22 protein-coding genes are annotated in these 24,090 nt (G+C 40.7%); 19 read left to right on the top strand and 3 right to left on the bottom strand.

Annotation, left to right across the window (positions count from 1 at the left end; all coding sequences use genetic code 11):
- Positions 1-7: 7 nt before the first annotated feature.
- The 9 genes from QM928_RS01290 (at position 8) to pheT (ending at position 8,935) form a co-directional block, all read left to right on the top strand.
- Positions 8-499: a prolyl-tRNA synthetase associated domain-containing protein gene (locus tag QM928_RS01290; RefSeq protein ID WP_414294305.1), complete on the top strand. Its 492-nt coding sequence runs from the start codon at positions 8-10 to the stop codon at positions 497-499.
- A 21-nt stretch (positions 500-520) separates the two neighbouring features.
- Complete coding sequence (locus tag QM928_RS01285; protein ID WP_414294306.1) at positions 521-802, top strand: rhodanese-like domain-containing protein; 282 nt, start codon at positions 521-523, stop codon at positions 800-802.
- Between the two features lie 166 nt (positions 803-968).
- The gene (gene brnQ, locus QM928_RS01280; RefSeq protein WP_414294307.1) at positions 969-2,294 is read left to right on the top strand and encodes a branched-chain amino acid transport system II carrier protein; all 1,326 of its coding nucleotides are present in this window, start codon (positions 969-971) and stop codon (positions 2,292-2,294) included.
- A 97-nt stretch (positions 2,295-2,391) separates the two neighbouring features.
- The gene (locus QM928_RS01275; protein ID WP_414294308.1) at positions 2,392-3,429 is read left to right on the top strand and encodes a M42 family metallopeptidase; all 1,038 of its coding nucleotides are present in this window, start codon (positions 2,392-2,394) and stop codon (positions 3,427-3,429) included.
- 1 nt (position 3,430) lies between these two features.
- Positions 3,431-3,892 (top strand): HIT family protein, encoded by a 462-nt coding sequence (locus QM928_RS01270; protein WP_414294345.1) that lies wholly within the window; start codon positions 3,431-3,433, stop codon positions 3,890-3,892.
- Between the two features lie 11 nt (positions 3,893-3,903).
- Positions 3,904-4,620: an LD-carboxypeptidase LdcB/DacB gene (ldcB, locus tag QM928_RS01265; RefSeq protein ID WP_315639506.1), complete on the top strand. Its 717-nt coding sequence runs from the start codon at positions 3,904-3,906 to the stop codon at positions 4,618-4,620.
- A 276-nt stretch (positions 4,621-4,896) separates the two neighbouring features.
- Positions 4,897-5,943 (top strand): phenylalanine--tRNA ligase subunit alpha, encoded by a 1,047-nt coding sequence (pheS, locus tag QM928_RS01260; RefSeq protein ID WP_000103743.1) that lies wholly within the window; start codon positions 4,897-4,899, stop codon positions 5,941-5,943.
- Entirely contained in the window at positions 5,943-6,452 is a 510-nt protein-coding gene (locus tag QM928_RS01255; protein ID WP_414294309.1) for an N-acetyltransferase family protein, read from the top strand. The genes pheS and QM928_RS01255 overlap by 1 nt, the downstream gene beginning before the upstream one ends.
- Positions 6,453-6,529: 77 nt before the next feature.
- Positions 6,530-8,935 carry a phenylalanine--tRNA ligase subunit beta gene (pheT, locus tag QM928_RS01250; protein WP_414294310.1) on the top strand — a complete coding sequence of 802 codons (2,406 nt, stop codon included), beginning with the start codon at positions 6,530-6,532 and terminating at the stop codon, positions 8,933-8,935.
- 119 nt (positions 8,936-9,054) lie between these two features.
- On the opposite strand, the gene QM928_RS01245 is transcribed toward pheT, so the two are convergent.
- On the bottom strand, positions 9,055-9,960 hold the full coding sequence (locus tag QM928_RS01245; protein WP_414294311.1) for an alpha/beta fold hydrolase: 906 nt from the start codon (positions 9,958-9,960) through the stop codon (positions 9,055-9,057).
- A gap of 327 nt (positions 9,961-10,287) precedes the next feature.
- On the opposite strand from QM928_RS01245, the gene QM928_RS01240 reads away from it, so the two are divergent.
- From QM928_RS01240 to QM928_RS01215, 6 genes are all read left to right on the top strand, one after another.
- A complete protein-coding gene (locus tag QM928_RS01240; protein WP_075232136.1) occupies positions 10,288-11,181 on the top strand; it encodes an ABC transporter ATP-binding protein in 894 nt (297 codons plus the stop codon).
- A complete protein-coding gene (locus QM928_RS01235; RefSeq protein ID WP_414294312.1) occupies positions 11,178-12,377 on the top strand; it encodes an ABC transporter permease in 1,200 nt (399 codons plus the stop codon). Before QM928_RS01240 ends, QM928_RS01235 begins: the two co-directional genes overlap by 4 nt.
- 292 nt (positions 12,378-12,669) lie before the next feature.
- Entirely contained in the window at positions 12,670-13,245 is a 576-nt protein-coding gene (rpoE, locus tag QM928_RS01230; protein ID WP_075232134.1) for a DNA-directed RNA polymerase subunit delta, read from the top strand.
- Between the two features lie 316 nt (positions 13,246-13,561).
- Positions 13,562-15,169 (top strand): CTP synthase, encoded by a 1,608-nt coding sequence (locus QM928_RS01225; RefSeq protein WP_000105251.1) that lies wholly within the window; start codon positions 13,562-13,564, stop codon positions 15,167-15,169.
- A 98-nt stretch (positions 15,170-15,267) separates the two neighbouring features.
- Positions 15,268-16,221: a class I SAM-dependent methyltransferase gene (locus QM928_RS01220; protein WP_414294313.1), complete on the top strand. Its 954-nt coding sequence runs from the start codon at positions 15,268-15,270 to the stop codon at positions 16,219-16,221.
- 48 nt (positions 16,222-16,269) lie between these two features.
- Positions 16,270-17,460: an acetate kinase gene (locus QM928_RS01215; protein WP_414273205.1), complete on the top strand. Its 1,191-nt coding sequence runs from the start codon at positions 16,270-16,272 to the stop codon at positions 17,458-17,460.
- Positions 17,461-17,515: 55 nt separating this feature from the next.
- Here the strand turns inward: QM928_RS01215 and birA are convergent, their stop codons facing one another.
- Positions 17,516-18,451, bottom strand: coding sequence for a bifunctional biotin--[acetyl-CoA-carboxylase] ligase/biotin operon repressor BirA (birA, locus tag QM928_RS01210; RefSeq protein ID WP_414273206.1), 936 nt, complete (start codon positions 18,449-18,451; stop codon positions 17,516-17,518).
- Positions 18,452-18,661: 210 nt separating this feature from the next.
- On the opposite strand from birA, the gene QM928_RS01205 reads away from it, so the two are divergent.
- Positions 18,662-19,852 carry an O-antigen ligase family protein gene (locus tag QM928_RS01205; protein WP_414273207.1) on the top strand — a complete coding sequence of 397 codons (1,191 nt, stop codon included), beginning with the start codon at positions 18,662-18,664 and terminating at the stop codon, positions 19,850-19,852.
- A gap of 194 nt (positions 19,853-20,046) precedes the next feature.
- Here QM928_RS01205 and QM928_RS01200 read toward each other — a convergent pair whose 3' ends face one another.
- On the bottom strand, positions 20,047-20,595 hold the full coding sequence (locus tag QM928_RS01200; RefSeq protein ID WP_375555726.1) for an NAD(P)H-dependent oxidoreductase: 549 nt from the start codon (positions 20,593-20,595) through the stop codon (positions 20,047-20,049).
- Positions 20,596-20,856: 261 nt separating this feature from the next.
- Between QM928_RS01200 and QM928_RS01195 the strand changes: the two genes are divergently transcribed.
- From QM928_RS01195 to asnS, 3 genes are all read left to right on the top strand, one after another.
- Positions 20,857-21,345, top strand: coding sequence for a DUF5590 domain-containing protein (locus QM928_RS01195; RefSeq protein ID WP_414294314.1), 489 nt, complete (start codon positions 20,857-20,859; stop codon positions 21,343-21,345).
- A complete protein-coding gene (locus QM928_RS01190) occupies positions 21,342-22,520 on the top strand; it encodes a pyridoxal phosphate-dependent aminotransferase (protein WP_414294315.1) in 1,179 nt (392 codons plus the stop codon). Before QM928_RS01195 ends, QM928_RS01190 begins: the two co-directional genes overlap by 4 nt.
- A gap of 149 nt (positions 22,521-22,669) precedes the next feature.
- A complete protein-coding gene (gene asnS / locus QM928_RS01185) occupies positions 22,670-24,013 on the top strand; it encodes an asparagine--tRNA ligase (protein WP_414294346.1) in 1,344 nt (447 codons plus the stop codon).
- Positions 24,014-24,090: the final 77 nt, after the last annotated feature.

Below are 24,090 nucleotides of genomic sequence, written 5' to 3'. Positions count from 1 at the left end.
AAAAAGGATGGATGCCTATCAACAAGTAGCTAATAAGTTACAAGAGTTGGGGATTACCTATGATGTGGTGGATCATCCACCTGCATTCTCGACAGAGCAGGCAGATAGCTATATTGAAGGCCTGGAAGGGGTTCGGACCAAGTCTATGTTTTTGACCAACAAAAAGAAAACCCAGTACCATTTGCTCATCATGGATGACAAGAAACCATTGGATATGGATGACTTTAAAGTTCAAGTGGGAGCTAATCGGATCCGCATGGCCTCATTGGATTCCTTGGCTGAGAAAATGAACCTACCAGCAGGAACAGTATCACCTTTTGGTTTGTTAAATAATGAAGAAAAAGACATTCATGTTTATTTTGATAAGGATATTGTATCAGAGGATGTCATGACCTTCCACCCTAATACAAATGAAAAAACGATTTTTATTAAAACCCAAGACTTATTTCGATTTTTAGAGTCGATTGGATTTACCTATGAGATAGTAATCTTACCTTAATGCCATTATAAAGGAGAAATGATGAACGAAATTAAATTTAACGATTTTTACCAGCTTTATCAGAAAGAGTCACTTTCTGTGCTGGATGTGAGAGAAGTAGAGGAATTTGAGGCTCTTCATTTAGAAGATGCTCGTAATTTCCCTCTCAGTAAACTGACTGACACTTTTGAAAAACTAGATAAAGATAATCTTTACTACGTGATTTGTAAATCTGGAATGCGTTCAGCACGCGCCTGCCAATTTTTAGCAGAACAAGGCTATGAGGTTGTCAATGTCAAAGGTGGCATGGATGCCTTAGAATAAGAAAAATTTCCTTCGAAACCTTTTAAAAATGAGAAAGGACTCGAAGGATTTTTTTGCATTAAAATTCGGAAAATTGAAAACATTTTAGAATTATTTCGTGACAGCCTTTTCTAGCCTTTAATCATGTTATACTAAGAAAGTATTTTATTTTTAATAAGGAGAGTTTATGGCTAAAAAAGGTGCTTTAACAGGATTACTCCTGTTTGGAATATTTTTTGGAGCAGGTAACTTGATTTTCCCTCCAACTCTGGGCGCACAGTCTGGAGAAAACTTCCTTCCTGCCATTGCAGGATTTGTATTTTCGGGTGTTGGGATTGCCGTCCTAACCTTGATCATTGGTACCCTTAATCCGAAGGGTTATATCTATGAAATTTCTAAGAAAATTTCTCCATGGTTTGCGACGATTTATCTTGCAGTTTTGTACTTGTCGATTGGCCCATTCTTTGCCATCCCTCGTACAGCAACGACATCGTTTGAAGTTGGTATTAGTCCACTCTTGGATCAAGCAAATAAAGGTTTAGGTTTGATTGTCTTCACCATTCTTTACTTTGTAGCTGCCTACCTAATCTCGTTGAATCCTTCAAAAATCTTGGATCGTATCGGTCGAATCTTGACTCCAGTTTTTGCCATCTTAATTGTTATTCTGGTTATCCTTGGAGCTTTCAAGTATGGTGGGAATGCACCACAAGCAGCTTCAGGAGCTTATCAAGCTTCCGCCTTTGGTGCAGGTTTCCTTGAAGGATACAATACACTTGATGCGCTTGCATCGGTTGCCTTCAGTGTTATTGCAGTACAAACCTTGAAACAACTTGGTTTTTCAAGTAAGAAAGAGTATATTTCAACCATTTGGGTGGTTGGAATCGTTGTAGCACTCGGATTTAGTGCTCTTTACATCGGTCTAGGTTTCTTGGGCAATCATTTCCCAGTAACAGAAGAAGCAATGAAGAGTGGAACTCCTGGAGTTTATATCTTGTCTCAAGCGACTCAAGAAATCTTTGGTTCTACTGCTCAGCTTTTCCTTGCGGCTATGGTAACCGTTACTTGCTTTACAACGACTGTAGGGTTGATTGTATCAACTGCCGAGTTCTTTAACGGACGTTTCCCACAAGTCAGCTACAAGGTTTATGCGACTGTCTTTACCTTGATTGGTTTTGCGATTGCAAATCTTGGTTTGAGTGCTATTATTAAGTACTCTGTACCAGTTCTCGTTATTTTGTACCCAATTACGATTGCCATTGTCATGATTGTGATTGTGAACAAGTTTGTTGCTCTTTCAAAACCAGGAATGCAATTAACGGTTGGTATTGTCACAGCCATTGCTATTGCAAGTGTTTTAGGATCTACTTTTAAAGTTGAGGTCCTTGCAAATATCGTGAACGCTCTACCATTTGCGGAGGCTTCTCTGCCATGGTTGGTACCAGCTATTATCGGTATTCTACTTTCTCTTGTTCTTCCAAATAAACAAGAAAGTGAAGCTTTTGAAATGGAATAATCACTAAAATCACTTTTGTAGCTAAGTCTACAGGAGTGATTTTCTTTTTTTATCCGATGATAAATGTGTTATAATAGGTAGCAAAAGAGGTGAAGAAATGAATCAAACTGTAGAATATATCAAAGAACTAACTGCTATTGCGTCACCAACAGGTTTTACGCGTGAAATTACGAATTATTTAGTTGAGACGCTTGAAAAACTAGGCTATCAACCTATCCGTACTGCTAAAGGTGGAGTGAATGTTACCATTGAAGGTAAAAATAATGAGCAGCAACGCTATGTAACTGCCCATGTGGATACCTTGGGAGCTATCGTTCGCGCTGTTAAACCAGATGGTCGTCTCAAAATGGACCGTATCGGTGGTTATCCTTGGAATATGATTGAGGGTGAAAACTGTACGGTCCATGTAGCTAATACAGGGAAAACTATTTCAGGTACGATTTTGATCCACCAAACTTCTTGTCACGTATATAAAGATGCTGGAACTGCTGAACGCACACAGGACAATATGGAAGTTCGTTTGGATGAAAAAGTAACCAATGAAAAAGAAACACGCGCACTCGGTATCGAGGTTGGTGACTTTATCAGCTTTGACCCTCGAACTGTCGTGACTGAGACAGGCTTTATCAAGTCTCGTCATTTGGATGATAAGGTCAGCGCAGCTATTCTCCTTAATCTCCTCAAAGTATACAAAGAAAAAGGGATTGAACTTCCTGTTACTACGCATTTTGCTTTTTCAGTCTTTGAAGAAGTGGGGCACGGTGCTAACTCAAGCATCCCTAGTCAAGTTGTTGAGTATCTTGCTGTGGATATGGGAGCAATGGGAGATGATCAGCAGACAGACGAGTACACAGTATCTATCTGTGTTAAAGATGCTTCTGGTCCTTACCACTATGAATTCCGTCAACACTTGGTAGCTCTCGCAAAAGAGCAAGACATTCCATTCAAACTAGATATCTATCCATTTTATGGTTCTGATGCTTCTGCAGCGATGTCAGCTGGAGCAGAGGTTAAGCACGCTCTTCTAGGAGCAGGTATTGAGTCAAGTCACTCTTACGAGCGTACTCATATTGACTCTGTAGTGGCTACTGATCGTATGGTGGATGCTTATCTCAAGAGTGACTTGGTGGACTAAGATGTGCTTGATTTGTGATCGAATTGAACTCATCAAGACTGGTGACAATCCCTACTTTGTAAAAGAACTGGAAACAGGATATGTTGTCATTGGTGACCACCAGTATTTTGAAGGTTACACTCTGTTTTTAGCAAAGGAACATGTCACAGAACTACATCATCTAGATCCAAGTGTTAAACTTCGTTTTTTAGAGGAAATGAGTATGGTTCAGGAAGCTGTATCTAAAGCCTTCTCTGCTCAAAAGATGAATGTAGAGTTGTTAGGAAATGGGGATGCCCATGCCCACTGGCATATTTTTCCTAGACGAGCTGGTGATATGAAGGGACACGGTCTTAATGGGCGTGGTCCAGTCTGGTGGGTTCCATGGGAAGAAATGGCAGCAGAAGATTGTCAAGCGCAACCGAAACAATTAGAAAACTTAATTCAAACTTTATCTGTTGCATTGGATAAAGTTATCATATGAAAGGATAAATCATGAAAAAAAGATACCTTATCTTGTCTGGACTACTAGCCCTAACATTGGCGGCTTGTTCGCAAGAAAAACCAGCAACTTCTGACGCAAAAGCTTCTTCAGAGCAGAAGACTGTACAAGAAGGAACCGCGGGAAGTAAGTCTCAGGAAGCGAGTCAGAAAAAGGCAGAAGTGGTCAATAAGGGAGATTACTATAGCATTCAAGGCAAGTACGATGAAATTGTTATCGCTAATAAACACTATCCCTTATCTAAAGATTATAATCCAGGAGAAAATCCTACCGCTAAGGCAGAACTGTTGAAACTTATTGCAGCTATGCAGCAAGCAGGTTTCCCAATCAGCGACCACTATAGTGGATTTAGAAGTTATGAGACTCAGGTTAAATTGTATCAAGATTATGTCAATCAAGACGGAAAGGCAGAGGCTGACCGCTATTCTGCACGACCTGGATATAGTGAACACCAAACTGGTCTTGCTTTCGACCTTATCGGCACAGATGGAGACTTAGTGACAGAAGAAAAAGCAGCTCAATGGCTCTTGGATCATGCTGCTGACTATGGCTTTGTCGTTCGTTATCTTAAAGGTAAGGAAAAAGAAACAGGATATATGGCTGAAGAATGGCACCTTCGCTATGTTGGCAAAGAAGCCAAAGAAATTGCAGCAAGTGGCCTCAGTTTGGAAGAGTATTACGGTTTTGAAGGTGGAGACTATGTTGATTAGTCGCAAAACATCTTGCAAGATTACTTAAAATTTGATAAAATGAATAATAATTAAATAGGAATCTGCAAGACTAGTAACTCAAGGGAAGTATATCAGGGAGGAGAGCCGTGACTGCAAGCTCTTTATATGAAAGCTGGGTGAATTCACTTGCGCATGGATTTAGAAATGAAGGTCTGACTTGTCAGATGAAAACGGATGGTACCGCGTGTCAACGCTCCGAGTGGAGTTTTTGGCATGTGGTTTTCTTTTTATCTACGAGCGACTGATGGAGGAATTATGTCAACTATTGAAGAACAATTAAAAGCGCTTCGTGAAGAAACGCTGGCTAGCTTGAAGCAGATTACTGCTGAAAATGAAAAAGAGATGCAAGATTTGCGTGTCTCTGTCCTTGGTAAAAAGGGTTCGCTCACTGAAATCCTCAAAGGGATGAAAGATGTCTCTGCAGAGATGCGTCCAATCATAGGGAAACACGTCAATGAAGCTCGTGATGTCTTGACAGCTGCCTTTGAAGAAACAGCTAAGCTCTTGGAAGAAAAGAAAGTCGCGGCTCAGCTGGCTAGCGAGAGTATCGATGTGACACTTCCAGGTCGTCCAGTTGCGACTGGTCACCGTCACGTTTTGACACAAACCAGTGAAGAAATCGAAGATATTTTCATTGGAATGGGTTACCAAGTCGTGGATGGTTTTGAAGTGGAGCAAGACTACTATAACTTTGAACGTATGAATCTTCCCAAAGACCACCCAGCCCGTGATATGCAGGACACTTTCTATATTACAGAAGAAATCTTGCTCCGTACGCACACGTCTCCTGTGCAGGCACGTGCCATGGATGCCCATGATTTCTCTAAAGGTCCTTTGAAAATGATCTCACCAGGGCGTGTCTTCCGTCGTGATACGGACGATGCGACCCACAGTCACCAATTCCACCAAATCGAAGGTTTGGTTGTTGGGAAAAATATCTCTATGGCAGACCTTCAAGGAACGCTTCAGTTGATTGTGCAAAAAATGTTCGGTGAAGAGCGTCAGATCCGTCTGCGCCCCTCTTACTTCCCATTCACAGAGCCATCTGTTGAGGTGGATGTTTCTTGTTTCAAGTGTGGTGGAGAAGGCTGTAACGTATGTAAGAAAACTGGTTGGATCGAAATTATGGGTGCCGGTATGGTTCACCCACGTGTCCTTGAAATGAGTGGTATCGATGCGACTGTTTACTCTGGATTTGCCTTTGGTCTTGGACAAGAGCGTGTAGCTATGCTCCGTTACGGGATCAACGATATCCGTGGATTCTACCAAGGAGATGTCCGCTTCTCAGAACAGTTTAAATAATGATTAGAAAAGTAGAAATGGCAGATGTTGAGGTGTTGTCCAAAATTGCCAAACAAACCTTTCGTGAAACATTTGCTCATGATAATACGGAAGAGCAGTTACAGGAATACTTTGAAGAGGCCTATAGTCTGAGAGTTTTGTCAGCTGAGTTGGAAAATCCTGAATCAGCGACCTATTTCATTATACATGAAGAGGAGATAGCTGGTTTTCTCAAAGTCAACTGGGGAAATGCTCAAACTGAGAAAGAATTAGAGAACGCTTTTGAAATTCAACGCCTCTATGTGCTACAAGCATATCAAGGATTTGGACTTGGTAAGCAACTATTTGAATTCGCTTTGGAGCTTGCCGAAAACAATGGTTTTTCCTGGGCTTGGCTAGGTGTTTGGGAGCATAATACAAAAGCTCAAGCATTTTATAATCGATATGGTTTTGAAAAATTTAGCCAACATAGTTTTCTGGTTGGGCAAAAGGTAGATACGGATTGGTTACTGAAAAAGAAATTAAGGTAAGAAGATGATTCTTCTATATGAAATGATAGGAAAGGAAAAAAACTAGAGTGGCAACGGTCATTCTGGGAAACTAAATTATGTTAGTATCATATAAATGGTTAAAAGAATTGGTGGACATTGATGTGCCATCACAAGAGTTGGCTGAAAAAATGTCAACTACAGGGATTGAGGTAGAAGGTGTCGAATCTCCTGCTGCTGGTCTCTCAAAAATTGTTGTCGGTGAGGTCTTGTCTTGTGAAGATGTTCCAGAAACTCACCTCCATGTTTGTCAGGTTAACGTTGGCGAAGAAGAAGCCCGTCAAATCGTCTGTGGCGCACCGAATGTGCGTGCAGGCATCAAAGTTATGGTGGCACTTCCGGGAGCTCGTATCGCTGACAATTACAAAATCAAAAAAGGGAAAATCCGTGGTTTAGAATCTCTCGGAATGATCTGTTCACTTGGTGAATTGGGTATTTCTGACTCAGTTGTACCTAAGGAATTCGCAGATGGCATCCAAATCTTGCCTCAAGATGCTGTTCCTGGGGATGAAGTCTTCTCTTATCTAGACTTGGATGATGAAATCATCGAACTTTCTATCACTCCAAACCGTGCAGATGCTCTTTCTATGCGTGGAGTAGCGCATGAAGTGGCAGCCATCTATGACAAGGCAGTCAACTTTAAAGAATTCAGTTTAACAGAAACCAATGAATCTGCAGCAGACGCTCTTTCTGTCAGCATTGACACAGACAAGGCGCCATACTATGCAGCTCGTATCTTGGACAATGTGACGATTGCACCAAGTCCACAATGGTTGCAAAATCTTCTCATGAATGAAGGCATCCGTCCCATTAACAATGTAGTTGACGTAACCAACTATATCTTGCTTTACTTTGGTCAGCCTATGCATGCCTTTGACTTGGATACCTTTGAAGGAAGCGAGATCCGTGTGCGTGAGGCTCGTGCTGGTGAGAAATTGGTGACCTTGGATGGCGAAGAGCGTGAGTTGGAAACGAATGACCTCGTGATTACGGTCGCTGACAAACCAGTAGCCCTTGCAGGTGTTATGGGTGGTCAGGCTACAGAAATCTCTGAGAACTCTACTCGTGTCGTCCTTGAAGCTGCTGTCTTCAATGGCAAATCTATCCGTAAGACTAGTGGTCGCCTCAACCTTCGTTCAGAATCTTCTTCTCGCTTTGAAAAAGGCATCAACGTGGCAACTGTTAATGAAGCCCTTGATGCAGCAGCAAGTATGATTGCTGAATTGGCTGGTGCGACCGTGCGTAAAGGTATCGTTTCAGCAGGTAAGTTGGATACATCTGATGTGGAAGTTTCTTCAACTCTTGCTGACGTCAACCGTGTCCTCGGTACAGAGCTTTCATTTGCTGATGTTGAAGATGTCTTCCGTCGTCTTGGCTTCGGTCTTTCTGGAAATGCAGAAGCCTTCACTGTTAGTGTTCCCCGTCGTCGTTGGGATATCACTATCGAAGCTGACCTCTTTGAAGAAATCGCTCGTATCTATGGCTATGATCGCTTGCCAACCAGTCTTCCAAAAGACGATGGGACAGCTGGTGAATTGACTGCGACACAAAAACTTCGTCGTCAGGTTCGTACCATTGCTGAAGGTGCTGGATTGACAGAAATCATCACTTATGCTCTTACAACTCCTGAAAAAGCGGTTGAATTTACGATTCAGCCAAGTCATTTGACAGAATTGATGTGGCCAATGACTGTGGACCGTTCAGTTCTCCGTCAAAATATGGTTTCAGGTATTTTGGATACAGTTGCCTACAACGTAGCACGTAAGAATAAAAACTTGGCTCTTTATGAGATTGGAAAAGTTTTCGAGCAAACTGGTAATCCAAAAGAAGAATTGCCAAATGAAATTAACAGCTTTGCCTTTGCCTTGACTGGCTTAGTCGCTGAGAAAGACTTCCAAACAGCGGCAGTTCCTGTTGACTTCTTCTATGCTAAGGGAATTTTGGAAGCTCTCTTTGCTCGCTTGGGTCTTGAAGTGACTTATACAGCAACTTCTGAAATTGCTAGTCTTCACCCAGGACGTACAGCCTTGATCTCACTCGGTGACCAAGTCCTTGGTTTCCTCGGTCAAGTACATCCTGTTACAGCCAAGGCTTACGATATTCCAGAAACTTATGTAGCAGAGCTCAACCTTTCAGCTATTGAGACAGCTCTTCAACCAGCCGCTCCATTTGTGGAAATCACTAAATTCCCAGCGGTGAGCCGTGATATCGCCCTTCTCCTCAAGGCAGAAGTCACTCACCAAGAAGTTGTAGATGCTATCCAGGCTGCAGGCGTGAAACGATTGACAGATATCAAACTCTTTGACGTTTTCTCAGGCGAAAAATTGGGACTAGGTATGAAGTCAATGGCTTATAGCTTGACCTTCCAAAATCCAGAAGATAGCTTGACTGACGAAGAAGTCGCACGCTACATGGAAAAAATCCAAGCATCACTCGAAGAAAAAGTGAATGCAGAAGTGCGTTAAAAATTTTCAATCCATCCCTAGGGATGGATTTTTTAGTAGAAAAAATCATCAAGTTTTAGCCTGATGATTGAATCAAATTGACGGAGAAATAACTCTTTTTTAATAGTGTTACAAGATGATCAGACATCGATGTTTTTTGCCATCCAATCAGCTAAGAAGTGGTAAGTATCTTGTCGATTGATTTCGTTTAGAATTTCGTGACGAGCCTCTTCAACTAATCGAAGGCTTACTTTCGAATGTGAAGCCTTTAGGAGTTTTACAAATCTCTCTATACCTTTGCCATTTTCACCTAGAGGGTCTTCTTGTCCCGAAATCACGAGAATTGGGAGTTGGGTTGGAATCTCATCTATCACTTGTTTACTAGCTACTTGATTTGAGAAGTAAAAAATAGATCTGTACATGGGAATCGTAGGTATGAATTGACAGAAAGGATCCTTCAGATAAGCTAGGTTGGATTCTTCATTTTTTGAGAGCCAATCGACAGATGTTTTAGGATTCTTAATACTACGGTTAAAACTATCAGTTGATAGATAGGTCAGGAGTTTACTACGGTGTTTATTCCCTTTTATAAGTCGGATGCATTCTGTTAGGATGAGAGCAAATCGAGTTAGAAACTGAGGTTGTTGACCAGTCGCCATGATAATTAAGGCATTGATAGGTGGTTTTCGTTTAGCTACATAATAGCGACACATAAGAGACCCCATAGAATGCCCTAGAAGGATGATTGGAAATCCTGGATAGCTTTCTTGAATGAAGGAGGTCACTCTTTCAATATCATTGATGAGTTCCTCGGGAGATTCAGGAAATACTCCGAGTTGACTTGGATTTTGAGCAGTATAACCATGGCCGAGATGATCATGGCCGATAACAGTAAAGCCTTCTTTATTCATGGCTAGAGCAAATTCCTCATATCGTTCCACGTACTCTACCATTCCATGTACAAGCTGAAGAACGGCTTTTGGCTGTTCAGCTTCCCAAATGATTAAGTTATTGTTGTTTGGTTCGAGTTTAAGTCTTTTTTTCATATCAGATTCCTTGCCTATGATAATCTATAGTCTATCAAAAATATACCATAAAATAGCACGATAAGCTAGGCAGGATAATGAAGATTAGTAGTAACAATTCAGGACTGAAAATGAACATTTGAGGACATAGCCAACGGATTTATCAAGAAATGAGTATAATAAATTTATCACTTAAAATCTGGAGGACAAAAATGCTTGGTGATGAGCCAATAAAGTTCCTATCCAGTAAATATCCTTCTTGAAATTAAAATTTAAAAATGTACATAAATCATTGTAAATGCTATCAAAAAGGAGTATAATGAGTGCAATAAATTTCGGAGGTGGATGATGCTCGAAGTAAGAAATCTAGAGAAAAGTTTTGGGCCTAAGCAAGTTTTGTTTGGTGTTGCCTTTCAAGCACGACCAGGGCGTATTTTGGGACTAGTCGGGAAAAATGGAGCTGGGAAAACAACTATTTTTCACAGTATTTTGAAATTTTTAGACTATCAAGGGGAGATTGAGCTTGATGGTCAAGACATTCGTCAGGAGACCTATGCTCGCATTGGTTATCTCCCTGAAGAACGCAGTCTTATGCCTAAATTGACAGTCCTTGAACAAGTTCGTTATTTGGCGACTTTAAAAGGAATGGACGCTAAGGAAATCAAAGAAAAACTCCCTCAATGGATGGAAAAACTGGAAGTCAAGGGGAAACTGACGGACAAGATTAAGAGTCTCTCAAAAGGAAATCAACAGAAGATTCAGTTGATTATCACTTTGATTCATGAACCAGATTTGATTATCCTAGATGAGCCTTTTAGTGGCTTGGATCCAGTTAATACCGAACTTCTTAAGCGGGTTATCTTGAAAGAAAAAGAACGTGGCGCGACCATTATCTTTTCTGACCATGTCATGACCAATGTCGAAGAACTTTGTGATGATATCCTCATGATTCGTGATGGGCGTGTGGTCTTGCATGGACCGGTTCAAGAGGTCCGCAATCAATATGGCAAAACACGACTTTTTGTTTCAAGTGAACGAAGCAAGGAAGAACTGGAGAGCCTTCCTCATGTCAAACAGGTTAGCTTGACCAAGCAAGGTAGTTGGAAGTTGATTTTAGATGATGAAAGTGCAGGTAGAGAACTCTTCCCAATCTTGACTCAAGGTCAATATATCGCGACGTTTGATCAACAAGCTCCAACAATCGATGAAATCTTTAAATTAGAATCAGGGGTGGAAGTATGAGAAATATGTGGGTTGTAATCAAAGAAACCTATCTAAGACATGTCAAGTCGTGGAGTTTCTTCTTTATGGTGATTTCGCCTTTCCTCTTTTTAGGTCTATCTGGAGGAATTGGTGTTCTCCAAGGTTCTTCCTTGGCTCAAAATAGTAAGGTAGCAGTAGTTAGTTCTGTTCCTCTTGTTACAGAAGAACTTAAATCGACCAATGGTCTTAACTTTGACTATAAGGATGAAGCGAGTGCCCAAGAAGCCATCAAGGATGAAAAAATAAAAGGTTATCTAACCATTGACCAGGAGAACAGTGTCCTCAAGGCAGTCTATCATGGTGAAACTTCACTAGAGAGTGGCATTAAGTTAGCAGTGACCGCTAAGTTGAATGAACTCCAATCCCAACTCAACCGTTCAGAAGCAAATTTGTCTCAGGAACAGGAAAAACGCTTGGCTCAAACGGTTCAATTTACAGAACAGATTGATGAAGCCAAGGAAAATAAAAAGATGGTCCAAACCTTTGCGGCTGCAGGACTAGGTTTCTTCCTCTATATGATTTTGATTACTTATGCTAGTGTTACTGCTCAAGAAGTAGCCAGCGAGAAAGGAACCAAAATCATGGAAGTGGTCTTCTCAAGCATTCGTGCTAGCCATTATTTCTACGCCCGCATGATTGCCTTACTTCTTGTTATTTTGACTCATATTGGTATTTATGTTGTAGGTGGACTTGGAGCTATTTTCTTCTTTAAGGATATGCCTATCTTGGCAAATTCAGGTATTCTAAATCACTTGGGAGAAGCCTTTTCGATCAATACCTTGTTATTTGTCTTGGTTAGTCTCTTTATGTATGTGGTCTTGGCTGCCTTCTTAGGTTCTATGGTTTCGCGACCTGAAGACTCTGGTAAGGCCTTATCGCCTTTGATGCTTTTGATTATGGTAGGTTTCATTGGAGTAACTGTCTTAGGAACTTCTGGGGATAATTTGATCTTGAAAATCGGTTCTTACATCCCATTCGTTTCAACCTTCTTTATGCCTTTCAGAGCTATCAATGGTTACGCAAATGGACTAGAAGCATGGATTTCGCTTGCTATAACGGTTATTTTTGCAGTTACTGCAACAGCTTTTATTGGACGTATGTATGCTAGTTTGGTTCTTCAAACGGATGATTTGGGGATCTGGAAAACCTTTAAACGAGCTTTAAGTTATAAATAAAGTATCGGACCTGTGGGTGTATCTCCCAGGTCTTTTATACTCTTCGAAAATCTCTTCAAACCATGTCAGCTTCCATCTGCAACCTCAAAACAGTGTTTTGAGCAGCCTGTGGCTAGCTTCCTAGTTTGCTTTTTGATTTTCATTGAGTATTAATTAGCTGAAATATTTCACATTTATTTCTCCTAAACCTTTGACTATTAGGCAAAATTATCGTACAATAAAGAGTACATGATAAAATGAGATCAGAGTTTATCCACTCTGGCGTTAGTAGTAAAAAATGAGGAGAAACGCTTTGGAATTAGAAGTATTTGCTGGGCAAGAAAAAAGTGAACTATCTATGATTGAGGTGGCTCGTGCCATCTTGGAACTCCGTGGTCGTGATCACGAAATGCATTTTAGTGATTTGGTTAATGAAATCCAAAACTATCTCGGTACCTCTAATAGCGATATTCGTGAAGCTTTGCCTTTGTTCTACACAGAGTTGAACTTTGACGGTAGCTTTATCTCCCTTGGGGATAACAAATGGGGCCTTCGTTCATGGTATGGAGTCGATGAAATCGATGAGGAAATCATTGCTCTTGAAGAAAGTGATGATGAAGAAGTAACACCTAAGGCTAAGAAAAAACGTGTCAACGCCTTTATGGATGGTGATGCAGATGCTATTGATTACAGTGCAGATGATCCAGAAGATGAGGATGCATACGAAGAAGATCCAGCTCTTTCTTATGATGATGAAAATCCAGATGATGAGAAGAATGAAGTGGAAGCCTACGATGCTGAAATCAATGAAATCGCCCCAGATGATCTAGATGAAGAAGTCGATCTTAATGAAGAGGACGACGAAGACTCTGAAGAAGAGGAAGAATAAAAATAAAAAGGAGTTGGAGCTGGAATCGGTCTATCAAGTCTCGATTTCCTAGTCCAGCTTTTTTGTATTAGTCTGAACTAGTTTTGTAAGCTGGAATGGCAAGTCAACGATTTGTTCTATTTGACAAATGCTTCATTTTGAGGTAATATATTGTTCGGGCACCTCTTTTAGAGGTCGGAGCTCCCTAGTTATTAGGGAGCTATTTTTGTTTTTTCCAGGAAGCTTTTCTTCTTGGGGTGTAGTTATTGATGAAGGTCTTGTTTTCTCAATCCCCTATTAGTGAACAAGACCTTGAGCATTTTAGAAAGAGGAATCTATGTCTACGAAATATATTTTTGTCACTGGTGGTGTGGTATCGTCAATTGGGAAAGGGATCGTTGCAGCGAGCCTTGGGCGTCTTTTGAAAAACCGTGGTTTGAAGGTGACCATTCAAAAATTTGACCCTTATATCAATATTGACCCAGGAACCATGAGCCCTTACCAGCACGGAGAAGTATTTGTAACAGATGATGGGGCTGAGACAGATTTGGACTTGGGTCACTATGAGCGTTTTATTGATATTAACCTTAATAAATACTCAAACGTGACAACTGGTAAAATCTACAGCGAAGTTCTTCGTAAGGAACGCCGTGGAGAGTACCTTGGAGCAACTGTCCAAGTTATTCCTCATATTACAGATGCCTTGAAAGAAAAAATCAAGCGTGCTGCTCTAACGACTGACTCTGATGTCATTATTACAGAGGTTGGTGGAACAGTCGGGGATATCGAGTCACTTCCATTCTTAGAAGCTCTTCGTCAGATGAAGGCAGATGTGGGTGCAGATAATGTCATGTATATCCATACGACCTTGCTTCCTTACCTCAAGGCAGCTGGTGAAATGAAAACCAAACCAACTCAACACTCTGTCAAAGAATTGCGTGGTCTGGGAATCCAGCCTAATATGTTGGTCATCCGTACTGAAAAGCCAGCTGGACAAGGAATTAAAAATAAACTAGCCCAGTTCTGTGATGTGGCACCAGAAGCTGTCATCGAGTCATTAGATGTCGATCATCTTTACCAAATCCCACTTAATCTGCAAGCACAAGGTATGGATCAAATCGTTTGTGACCATTTGAAAATAGATGCACCTGCAGCAGATATGACAGAGTGGTCAGCTATGGTTGATAAGGTCATGAACCTCAAAAAACAAGTCAAGATTGCCCTTGTTGGTAAGTATGTTGAGTTGCAAGATGCCTACATTTCTGTCGTAGAGGCCTTGAAACACTCTGGTTATGCCAATGATGCAGAAGTGAAGATTGATTGGGTCAATGCTAACGATGTGACAGCTGACAATGTGGCAGAACTCCTATCTGATGCTGACGGAATCATCGTGCCAGGTGGTTTTGGTCAACGCGGAACAGAAGGTAAGATTGAAGCGATTCGCTATGCGCGTGAAAATGATGTACCAATGCTGGGAGTCTGCTTGGGTATGCAGTTGACCTGTATCGAATTTGCCCGTAATGTCTTAGGTCTTGAAGGAGCTAATTCAGCAGAGCTAAATCCTGATACCAAATACCCTATCATCGATATCATGCGTGATCAGATTGATGTTGAGGACATGGGTGGTACCCTTCGTTTGGGACTTTATCCTTCTAAGTTAAAACGTGGTTCTAAGGCAGCGGCAGCTTATCATAACAAAGAGGTGGTGCAACGCCGTCACCGTCACCGTTATGAATTTAACAATGCCTTCCGTGAACAGTTTGAAGGAGCAGGTTTTGTCTTTTCAGGCGTTTCACCAGACAACCGCTTGGTAGAAATTGTGGAAATTCCAGAAAACAAATTCTTTGTGGCTTGTCAGTACCACCCAGAGCTTTCAAGTCGTCCAAACCGCCCAGAAGAACTCTACACTGCCTTTGTCACTGCAGCAGTTGAAAATAGTAAATAGTCATGATTAAACCTTTGAGAGTCATCTTAGAGGTTTTAATTTGTTTTCACTATCATGAAAATCTGGAAAAAGGACATTATTTTTGGTAAGATAAGGGTATGGATTTTGAAAAAATTGAACAAGCATATACTTATTTACTAGAAAACGTCCAAATCATTCAAAACGATTTGGCGACAAATTTTTACGATGCCTTAATTGAACAAAATGGGATTTACCTAGATGGACAAACCAATTTGGAGCAAGTCAAAAAAAATAACCAGGCCCTAAAACGCTTGGCACTTCGAAAAGAGGAGTGGCTACGGACCTACCAATTTCTATTGATGAAAGCTTCGCAAACAGAACCTCTTCAGGCTAATCACCAGTTTACACCTGACGCGATTGGTCACTTGATGATTTTTATCATCGAGCAGCTTTGGCCAACTGAAGCTTTGAGTCTGTTAGAATTGGGTTCTGGGATGGGAATTCTGGGTGCTAGCTTTTTAACGTCCATGAACAAAAAGGTAGATTACCTAGGGATTGAGATAGACGACCTCTTGATTGATCTGGCAGCAAGCATGGCGGAAGTTATGGATCTTCAAATGGGCTTTGTCCAAGGAGATGCAGTACGTCCACAAGTATTAAAAGAAAGTGATTTTATTGTGAGCGACCTCCCGATTGGCTACTACCCGGACGATCAGATTGCCTCTCGTTACCAAGTAGCAGCAAAGGATGAACATACTTATGCTCATCATCTATTAATGGAGCAATCTCTCAAGTATCTTAAGACGGGAGGTTATGCTATTTTCCTTGCTCCAACAGATCTTTTGACGAGTCCCCAGAGTGACCTCTTGAAATCCTGGCTGACTGACCAGGCTCAACTAGTAGTTATCGTAGCTTTACCAGAGGATCTCTTCGCTCAAGGGGCCCAGTCTAAGACCATTTTTGTTCTACAAAAGAAAGTGGTAGAAGGCTTTGAGCCATTCGTTTATCCACTTGCTAGTCTTCGTGATCCTGAAATTTTGTTGGAATTTAAGGAAAATTTTCAAAATTGGTGTCAAGAACATGAAATCTAGTATAAATTTTGATATAATAGTTGAAAACGCTTAAAAAGGGGAAACATTATGACAAAAACCATTGCAATTAACGCTGGAAGCTCTAGCTTGAAATGGCAACTTTACCAAATGCCAGAAGAAAAGGTGCTTGCAAAAGGGTTGATTGAACGCATTGGGTTGAAAGATTCTATTTCTACAGTTAAGTTCGATGGTCGTTCAGAACAGCAAGTTCTTGACATTGAAAACCACACTTTAGCTGTAAAAATCTTGCTTGATGACTTGATTCGTTTTGATATTATCAAATCTTATGATGAAATTACTGGTGTTGGACACCGTGTTGTTGCAGGTGGAGAATACTTCAAAGAGTCTACAGTTGTTGAAGGGGATGTTCTAGAAAAAATCGAAGAACTAGGACTTCTTGCTCCATTGCACAACCCTGCAAATGCTGCTGGAATTCGTGCCTTCAAAGAATTGTTGCCAGAGATCACAAGTGTAGCAGTTTTTGACACATCATTCCATACAACAATGCCAGAAAAAGCCTACCGTTATCCATTACCAACTAAGTATTATACAGAAAACAAGGTTCGTAAATACGGAGCGCACGGTACAAGCCACCAGTACGTTGCTCAAGAAGCAGCGAAACTCTTGGGACGTCCACTTGAAGAATTGAAATTGATTACCTGTCACATCGGTAATGGTGCTTCTATTACAGCTGTTAAGGGTGGTCAATCTGTTGATACTTCAATGGGATTCACTCCACTTGGTGGTGTTATGATGGGAACTCGTACAGGAGATATTGACCCGGCTATCATTCCGTATTTAATGCAATATACAGAGGACTTTAACAAGCCTGAAGATATCAGTCGCATCCTCAATCGCGAGTCAGGATTGTTGGGTGTTTCAGGTAAGTCTAGTGATATGCGTGATGTTCAAGCGGCAATGGAAGCAGGTGATCCTGATGCAACCTTGGCTCTTGAAATGTACGTTGACCGTATCCAGAAACACATCGGACAATACTTGGCTGTCCTAAACGGAGCAGATGCCATTATCTTTACTGCAGGAGTTGGTGAAAATGCAGCTGGTGTGCGTGAAAAAGTTATCACTGGTATTTCTTGGTTCGGTTGTGATGTAGATCCAGAGAAAAATGTCTTTGGTGTGACTGGAGATATCTCAACAGAAGCAGCAAAAATTCGTGTACTTGTTATTCCAACAGATGAAGAACTCGTTATCGCGCGTGACGTTGAACGTTTGAAAAAATAACAGATGAAAAAATCGACCTTCAATAAGAAAGGTCGTTTTTTTTCATCGAGTAGAGCTACCATTTAGTGAGCGAAACTTCACCACTATTGAGCCAAATCTTTTCACCGTTGGCTAATTCTATCTGTAGTTGTCCTTGATCAGAGATGTCACAGGCTTTTCCTGTGATAGTTTGGTGCTCTTGCTTAAAGGAGACTTCTTTTCCTAAAACGATTGAGCGTTTTTTATAGAGATAGAGGAGTTCATCGGCTTCTGTTTCGTAGAAACATTTCCAGATTTCAGCAATCAATTCATTGCGAGTAATGGGAGTCTTTTGAGAAAATAAGCTTCCAGCTTTAGTTTGTAGATTCTTGGGAAATTCAGCGATAGAAAAGTTGATCCCGACCCCAATGATAACATCTGTAACGAGACCAGTTTCTACGGAGGTAATGGCTTCGGTTAGAATACCAGCAATTTTTTTCTGGTTCAGATAAATGTCATTGACCCACTTGATATCCACGTCGATTAAACTAAGGTTTTTGATAGCCTTGTAGATAGCTCCAGCTGTTAGAAGTGTATAGGCTGGAAGATTCTGGTAAGGGAGATTGGGTTGTAAGTGAAGGGACATGTAAATCCCCCCTTTATCTGGAGAAAAATAGGGACGTTGAAAACGGCCACGCCCCATGGTTTGACTAGTGGAAAGGTAGAGCCTATCTCCTTTTTCACCAGCTTCCATAGCCTCTTTAGCATCGGTTTGGGTAGATTTTGTTGAGGGTTTAAACTGGACAGTAATGGGACTATTTGCTTCGATTTCCTGAGGTAAGATAAGATCACCGTCAAGAAGTTTATACCCACGGTTTTTGATACTGTCAATCTCCAGTCCCTCTTGTTGGAGACGTTGGATCGCCTTCCATACGGAAGTTCGAGATAGTTTTAATCTCTCAGCTATTTTTTCTCCGCTTAGATAATCGGTCTCAGTAGCTAGTATTTTATAGACTTCTTGGTAGGATTTCATGCTAGACCCTTTCTGGAATAATTAGATTTATTGTACCATATTTTTAAAAAAGGGATAGCGATTTTCAAGTAATCTTAGTTAACTATAAAATTTTACTTTGTTTTAGTCACGATGATAGAGGCAAAGAGGTTTTCAAATCTCTTGAAAAATGGTAAAATGTTTTAATAACTTATTTATCTGAATGTGATATTCAGAAGGAAAGGATCTGTTGTGAAATCAATAGGTGTCATTGAAAAGTTAAAAAGTTTATCGAAACAAGAAGGACTTCTTTTGGGAGTTATTCTGAGTATTTTTCTTCCTTTTTATCTTTTTGTTATTATTTTTATCTCTTACTTACTTTGGTTAGTATATACTGGGGAGATGAAGGGGATCTTGAAACGTTTGTCTCAACACCCTGTCTTGCTCTTTTTTATTGCTTATAGCACTGCAATTTCTCTTCTGGCACAAAATGTGATGGGAGTAGTTTCTTCGGTGGCCATGTTTCTGTTTGCCATCTTCTTTTACTACTATCAATCCCAGTTGACTCCTAAATTTTTCAGGTTGACGATTGAAGGAATATTAGCCTTAAGTGTCTTTGCAGCAGTCTTTGCAGCCTTGGAACATTTCCAAATTGTAAAGAAATTTGATTATACCTTCCTCTCACCACGAATGCAGGTTTGGCATCAAAACCGAGCGGAGGTTGCCTTCTTTAACCCTAATTACTATGGAATTATCTGTTGTTTCTGTATCATGATTGGTTTTTATCTGATTAGCACAACTAAGTTAAGGTGGTTACGAATCTTTTCTATGATTGCCATCTTTGCTAATTTATTCGGTTTAAACTTTACGCAGAATCGTACAGCTTTTCCAGCCATCATCTTTGGAGCCATCATTTACCTCTTCACGACCATTAAAAACTGGCGTGCCTTCTGGCTTAGTATAGGAGTTTTTGGGGTTGGTTTAGCCTTTCTATTTTCGAGTGATTTGGGTGTTCGAATGGGAACCTTAGATTCATCTATGGAAGAACGTGTTTCTATCTGGAATGCTGGAATGGCCTTGTTTAAGCAAAATCCATTCTGGGGTGAAGGACCGCTAACCTACATGCACTCTTTCCCTCGTATTGGAGCACCTTATCATGAACATGCTCATAGTATTTATATAGATACGATTTTGAGTTATGGAGTTGTCGGTACCGTTCTCTTGGGGATTGCTTCTACCACTCCGGTACGAATGTTGATTGATATGAGTCAAGTACCTAGTAAGCGTCCTATCCTTGGACTTTACCTCTCTTTCTTGACAGTAGTAGCTGTGCACGGAATTTTTGATTTGGCTCTCTTTTGGATTCAATCATCCTTTATTTTCCTATTAGTGATGTGTAGTTTACCACTAAAACATAGTATGATTGATGAATTAGTTGATTAAGAAAAAGGCGGTGGGACAGAAATCGATAGACAAAGTCTCGATTTCGTTGTCCCAGCCCCGCGAGGATGATTAGGAGCTTTTTGGAGTCAAAAAGACGAACAAAAAGTTCAATCAGCTACCGCGTCAAAGTTTGATTGCTAATAAAAAGTGAGGTTGGGATCTTTTGTCCCAACCTCTTCTTTTTTTCAATTCAATTATTGAATAGCTTGAACCAAGTCTTCAGCTTGTTGTTTTAGTGAAGTAGCAACACTGTCTTCAAGGACTAGTTTACCATCTACCCAAGCAGAATCATTGATACGAGCTGCAGTGAATTCACCTACAACTTGTGTACGGATGAATGGCAAGAGGTCTTTGTAGATTGCAAAGAGTTGTTCATGACCTGCATTTGCTACTGAAGACACAGTAACAATTTTATCTTGAAGGGCAGATGGACCACGAGTTTCAGATAAGTCAAGAGCGCGTGAAAGCCAGTCAAGCAAGTTTTTCACTGTTCCAGGAATTGAGAAGTTGTAGACTGGAGAGAAAATCCAGATAGCATCAGCAGCCAGAACAGCTTCACGAGCCGCTGCTACAGCTGGAAGAGTTGGAACTTCAAGTTCTTGGTTAAAAAGTGGGATTGCTGAGTAGTCAAGGTAGCTAATCTCAGCTTTTCCTGCAAGAGCTTTTTCGGCTTCTAGCGCCATTTGGTGGTTGAAAGAACCTTCACGAAGTGAACCAACGATAAATAATACTTTTTTAGACATAGGGAGTCTCCTTTATATTTTAATCAGAGCTTTTTCTGTTGTTATAAATGATGTTACAACAAAATGAAATCATTTGCAAGAAATTTGCCCAGAAAATAAAAATCGATGATAGTCAAGATTATTTTTAGGAGTAGAGATTAGGAACAGTCTGTGAAATCAATAATTCAAGCGTCATATACTCCTGTCATAAGAGAAGTTCCGTGCTAAATCCTCCTCCTTTATTTACTTGTAATTCACTTGGATAGATGGTAAAATAGACGAGTGAAAATGAGACAGAAAAAAGAAAAAAATTCCTTATTATTTCAGTACAGTATTGGCTTGACCCTGCTGGCTCTAGTTGTGACTTCTTCCTTTCTCTATTTGGTGTGGCTTAGCATGAAGCCTTATCAGACAGCAAAGGTAGAAGGGGAAAAACTTGCCAAGCAGTATGCGAATCTAGAAACGGTCAGCCAGGTTGATTTCTTCAATGGTTTAGAGAGCTATTATAGTGTCCTTGGTCAAGATAAACATCAAAAGCCAATAGCTGTTTTAATTGAGAAAAATAGTCAAAAAATCTATGTGTATCAACTAGAAAGTGGTACTTCACAAGAAAAAGCAGAAGCAGTTGTCAGAGAAAAAGGAGCAACTGAGATTGACACGATTACCTTTGGACGGTATGCTGATAAACCCGTCTGGGAAATCAAGTCTGGTGGAGACTACTATCTAGTGGATTTTGAATCTGGTGCCCTAATCGAAAAGGAGAAGCTATGAAATTATCTAAACGTGTCTTAGAAATGGAAGAAAGCGTCACTCTGGCTAGTGATGCAAGAGCAAAGAAGTTAAAGGCTGAAGGAAAGGATGTTCTTTTCTTAACTTTAGGTCAGCCCGATTTTCATACTCCTGAAAATATTCAAGATGCTGCTGTTGCAGCCATTCGAGATGGACGTGCTTCTTTCTATACGGTAGCTTCAGGTTTACCTGAATTAAAAGCAGCGGTCAATACCTATTTTGAGCGTTATTATGGTTATTCTGTGGCAGCAAATGAAGTCACTTTTGCTACAGGTGCCAAATTCTCACTCTACACTTTCTTTATGGCTGTGATCAACCCTGGTGATGAGGTCATTATTCCAACACCTTACTGGGTTAGCTATGGAGACCAGGTTAAGATGGCCGAAGGTGTTCCAGTCTTTGTCCAAGCCAAAGAAGACAATCACTTTAAAGTGACTGTTGAGCAATTAGAAGCAGCTCGTACAGATAAGACTAAAGTCTTGGTACTAAACTCACCATCTAATCCGACTGGGATGATCTATTCTCGTGAGGAATTATTAGCCATTGGAAATTGGGCTGTTGAACATGATATTCTTATCCTAGCAGATGATATTTATGGTCGTTTGGTCTATAACGGGAATGAGTTTGTTCCAATCTCTAGTCTATCAGAAGCTATTCGCAAACAAACTATTGTCATCAATGGAGTGTCTAAGGCCTACGCTATGACAGGATGGCGTGTTGGTTATGCAGTAGGTGATCCAGAAATTATTGCTGCTATGAGCAAATTGACTGGTCAAACAACTTCTAACCTAACCGCTGTTTCACAATACGCAACAATCGAGGCCTTAACTGGTCCACAAGACTCCGTAGAAACCATGCGTCAGGCTTTCGAGGAACGTCTCAATACCATTTATCCTCTCTTGTGCCAAGTCCCTGGCTTTGAAGTAGTCAAACCTCAAGGAGCTTTCTATCTCTTCCCAAATGTCAAAAAGGCCATGGAAATGAAAGGCTATAGCGATGTAACAGCATTTACAACGGCTATTCTTGAGGAAGTAGGTCTGGCTTTGATTACAGGAGCAGGATTTGGAGCACCAGAGAATGTCCGTCTCAGCTATGCGACAGACCTAGATACACTCAAAGAAGCTATTCGTCGCTTGCACCAATTTATGGAAAAATAAGAAGTTAAACCTCCGTCCTCTTGCGGAGGTTTTTGTAGCTAAAAACTTATGAATTTCTATCAAACTAGCTAGCTATCAGTCATTATTTGTGGTAAAATAGTGAGTAATAATGTCTTTGGACAAGTTAAACGAAAAAAGGAAGATAAATGATGACAAAACGTGTAACAATTATCGAAGTAAAAGATTACGTTGGTCAAGAAGTCACTATCGGTGCTTGGGTTGCCAACAAATCTGGAAAAGGGAAAATTGCCTTCTTACAATTGCGTGACGGAACAGCCTTTTTCCAAGGTGTGGCTTTTAAACCAAACTTTATCGAAAAATTTGGAGAAGAAGTAGGTCTTGAAAAATTTGACACCATCAAACGCCTAAGCCAAGAAACATCTGTTTTTGTGACAGGGATTGTCAAAGAAGACGAACGTTCTAAATTTGGTTACGAGTTGGATATTACAGACATCGAAGTCATCGGTGAATCTCAAGATTACCCAATCACTCCAAAAGAACATGGAACAGACTTCTTGATGGATAACCGCCACTTGTGGCTTCGTTCTCGTAAGCAAGTAGCAGTGATGCAAATCCGTAACGCTATTATCTATGCAACTTATGAGTTCTTTGATAAGAATGGCTTCATGAAATTTGATAGCCCAATCCTTTCAGGAAATGCGGCAGAAGATTCTACAGAACTTTTTGAAACAGACTACTTTGGAACACCAGCTTACTTGAGTCAATCTGGTCAGCTTTATCTTGAAGCAGGTGCTATGGCTTTAGGTCGCGTCTTTGACTTTGGTCCAGTATTCCGTGCAGAGAAATCTAAGACTCGCCGTCACTTGACTGAGTTCTGGATGATGGATGCTGAGTATTCATACTTGACACACGACGAGTCACTTGACTTACAAGAAGCTTATGTTAAAGCGTTGCTTCAAGGTGTTCTTGACCGTGCTCCTCAAGCCTTGGAAACATTGGAGCGTGATACAGAACTCTTGAAACGCTACATTGCAGAGCCATTCAAACGTATTACTTACGATGAAGCCATTGATCTCTTGCAAGAGCATGAAAATGATGCAGATGCTGACTACGAACATCTTGAGCATGGAGATGACTTTGGTTCACCACACGAAACTTGGATTTCAAACCACTTTGGTGTACCAACTTTCGTGATCAACTATCCAGCTGACATCAAGGCTTTCTACATGAAACCAGTTCCGGGGAACCCAGACCGCGTACTTTGTGCAGACTTGCTTGCGCCAGAAGGTTACGGAGAAATCATCGGTGGTTCAATACGTGAGGAAGACTATGATGCCCTTGTCGCTAAGATGGAATCACTTGGTATGGATCGTACAGAGTATGAATTCTATCTTGACCTTCGTAAATACGGTACAGTACCACACGGTGGATTCGGTATCGGTATCGAGCGTATGGTAACCTTCGCAGCTGGAACTAAACACATCCGTGAAGCCATTCCATTCCCACGTATGTTGCACCGTATTAAACCTTAATAGCCATAAAAACGCCGTTTGGCGTTTTTATACTCTTCGAAAATCTCTTCAAACTACGTCAGCTTCACCTTGCCGTA

Source organism: Streptococcus infantis, assembly GCF_047460405.1.
In the GTDB taxonomy this organism is placed as follows: domain Bacteria; phylum Bacillota; class Bacilli; order Lactobacillales; family Streptococcaceae; genus Streptococcus; species Streptococcus infantis_Q.
This window is presented reverse-complemented; position numbering and strand designations above follow the sequence as displayed.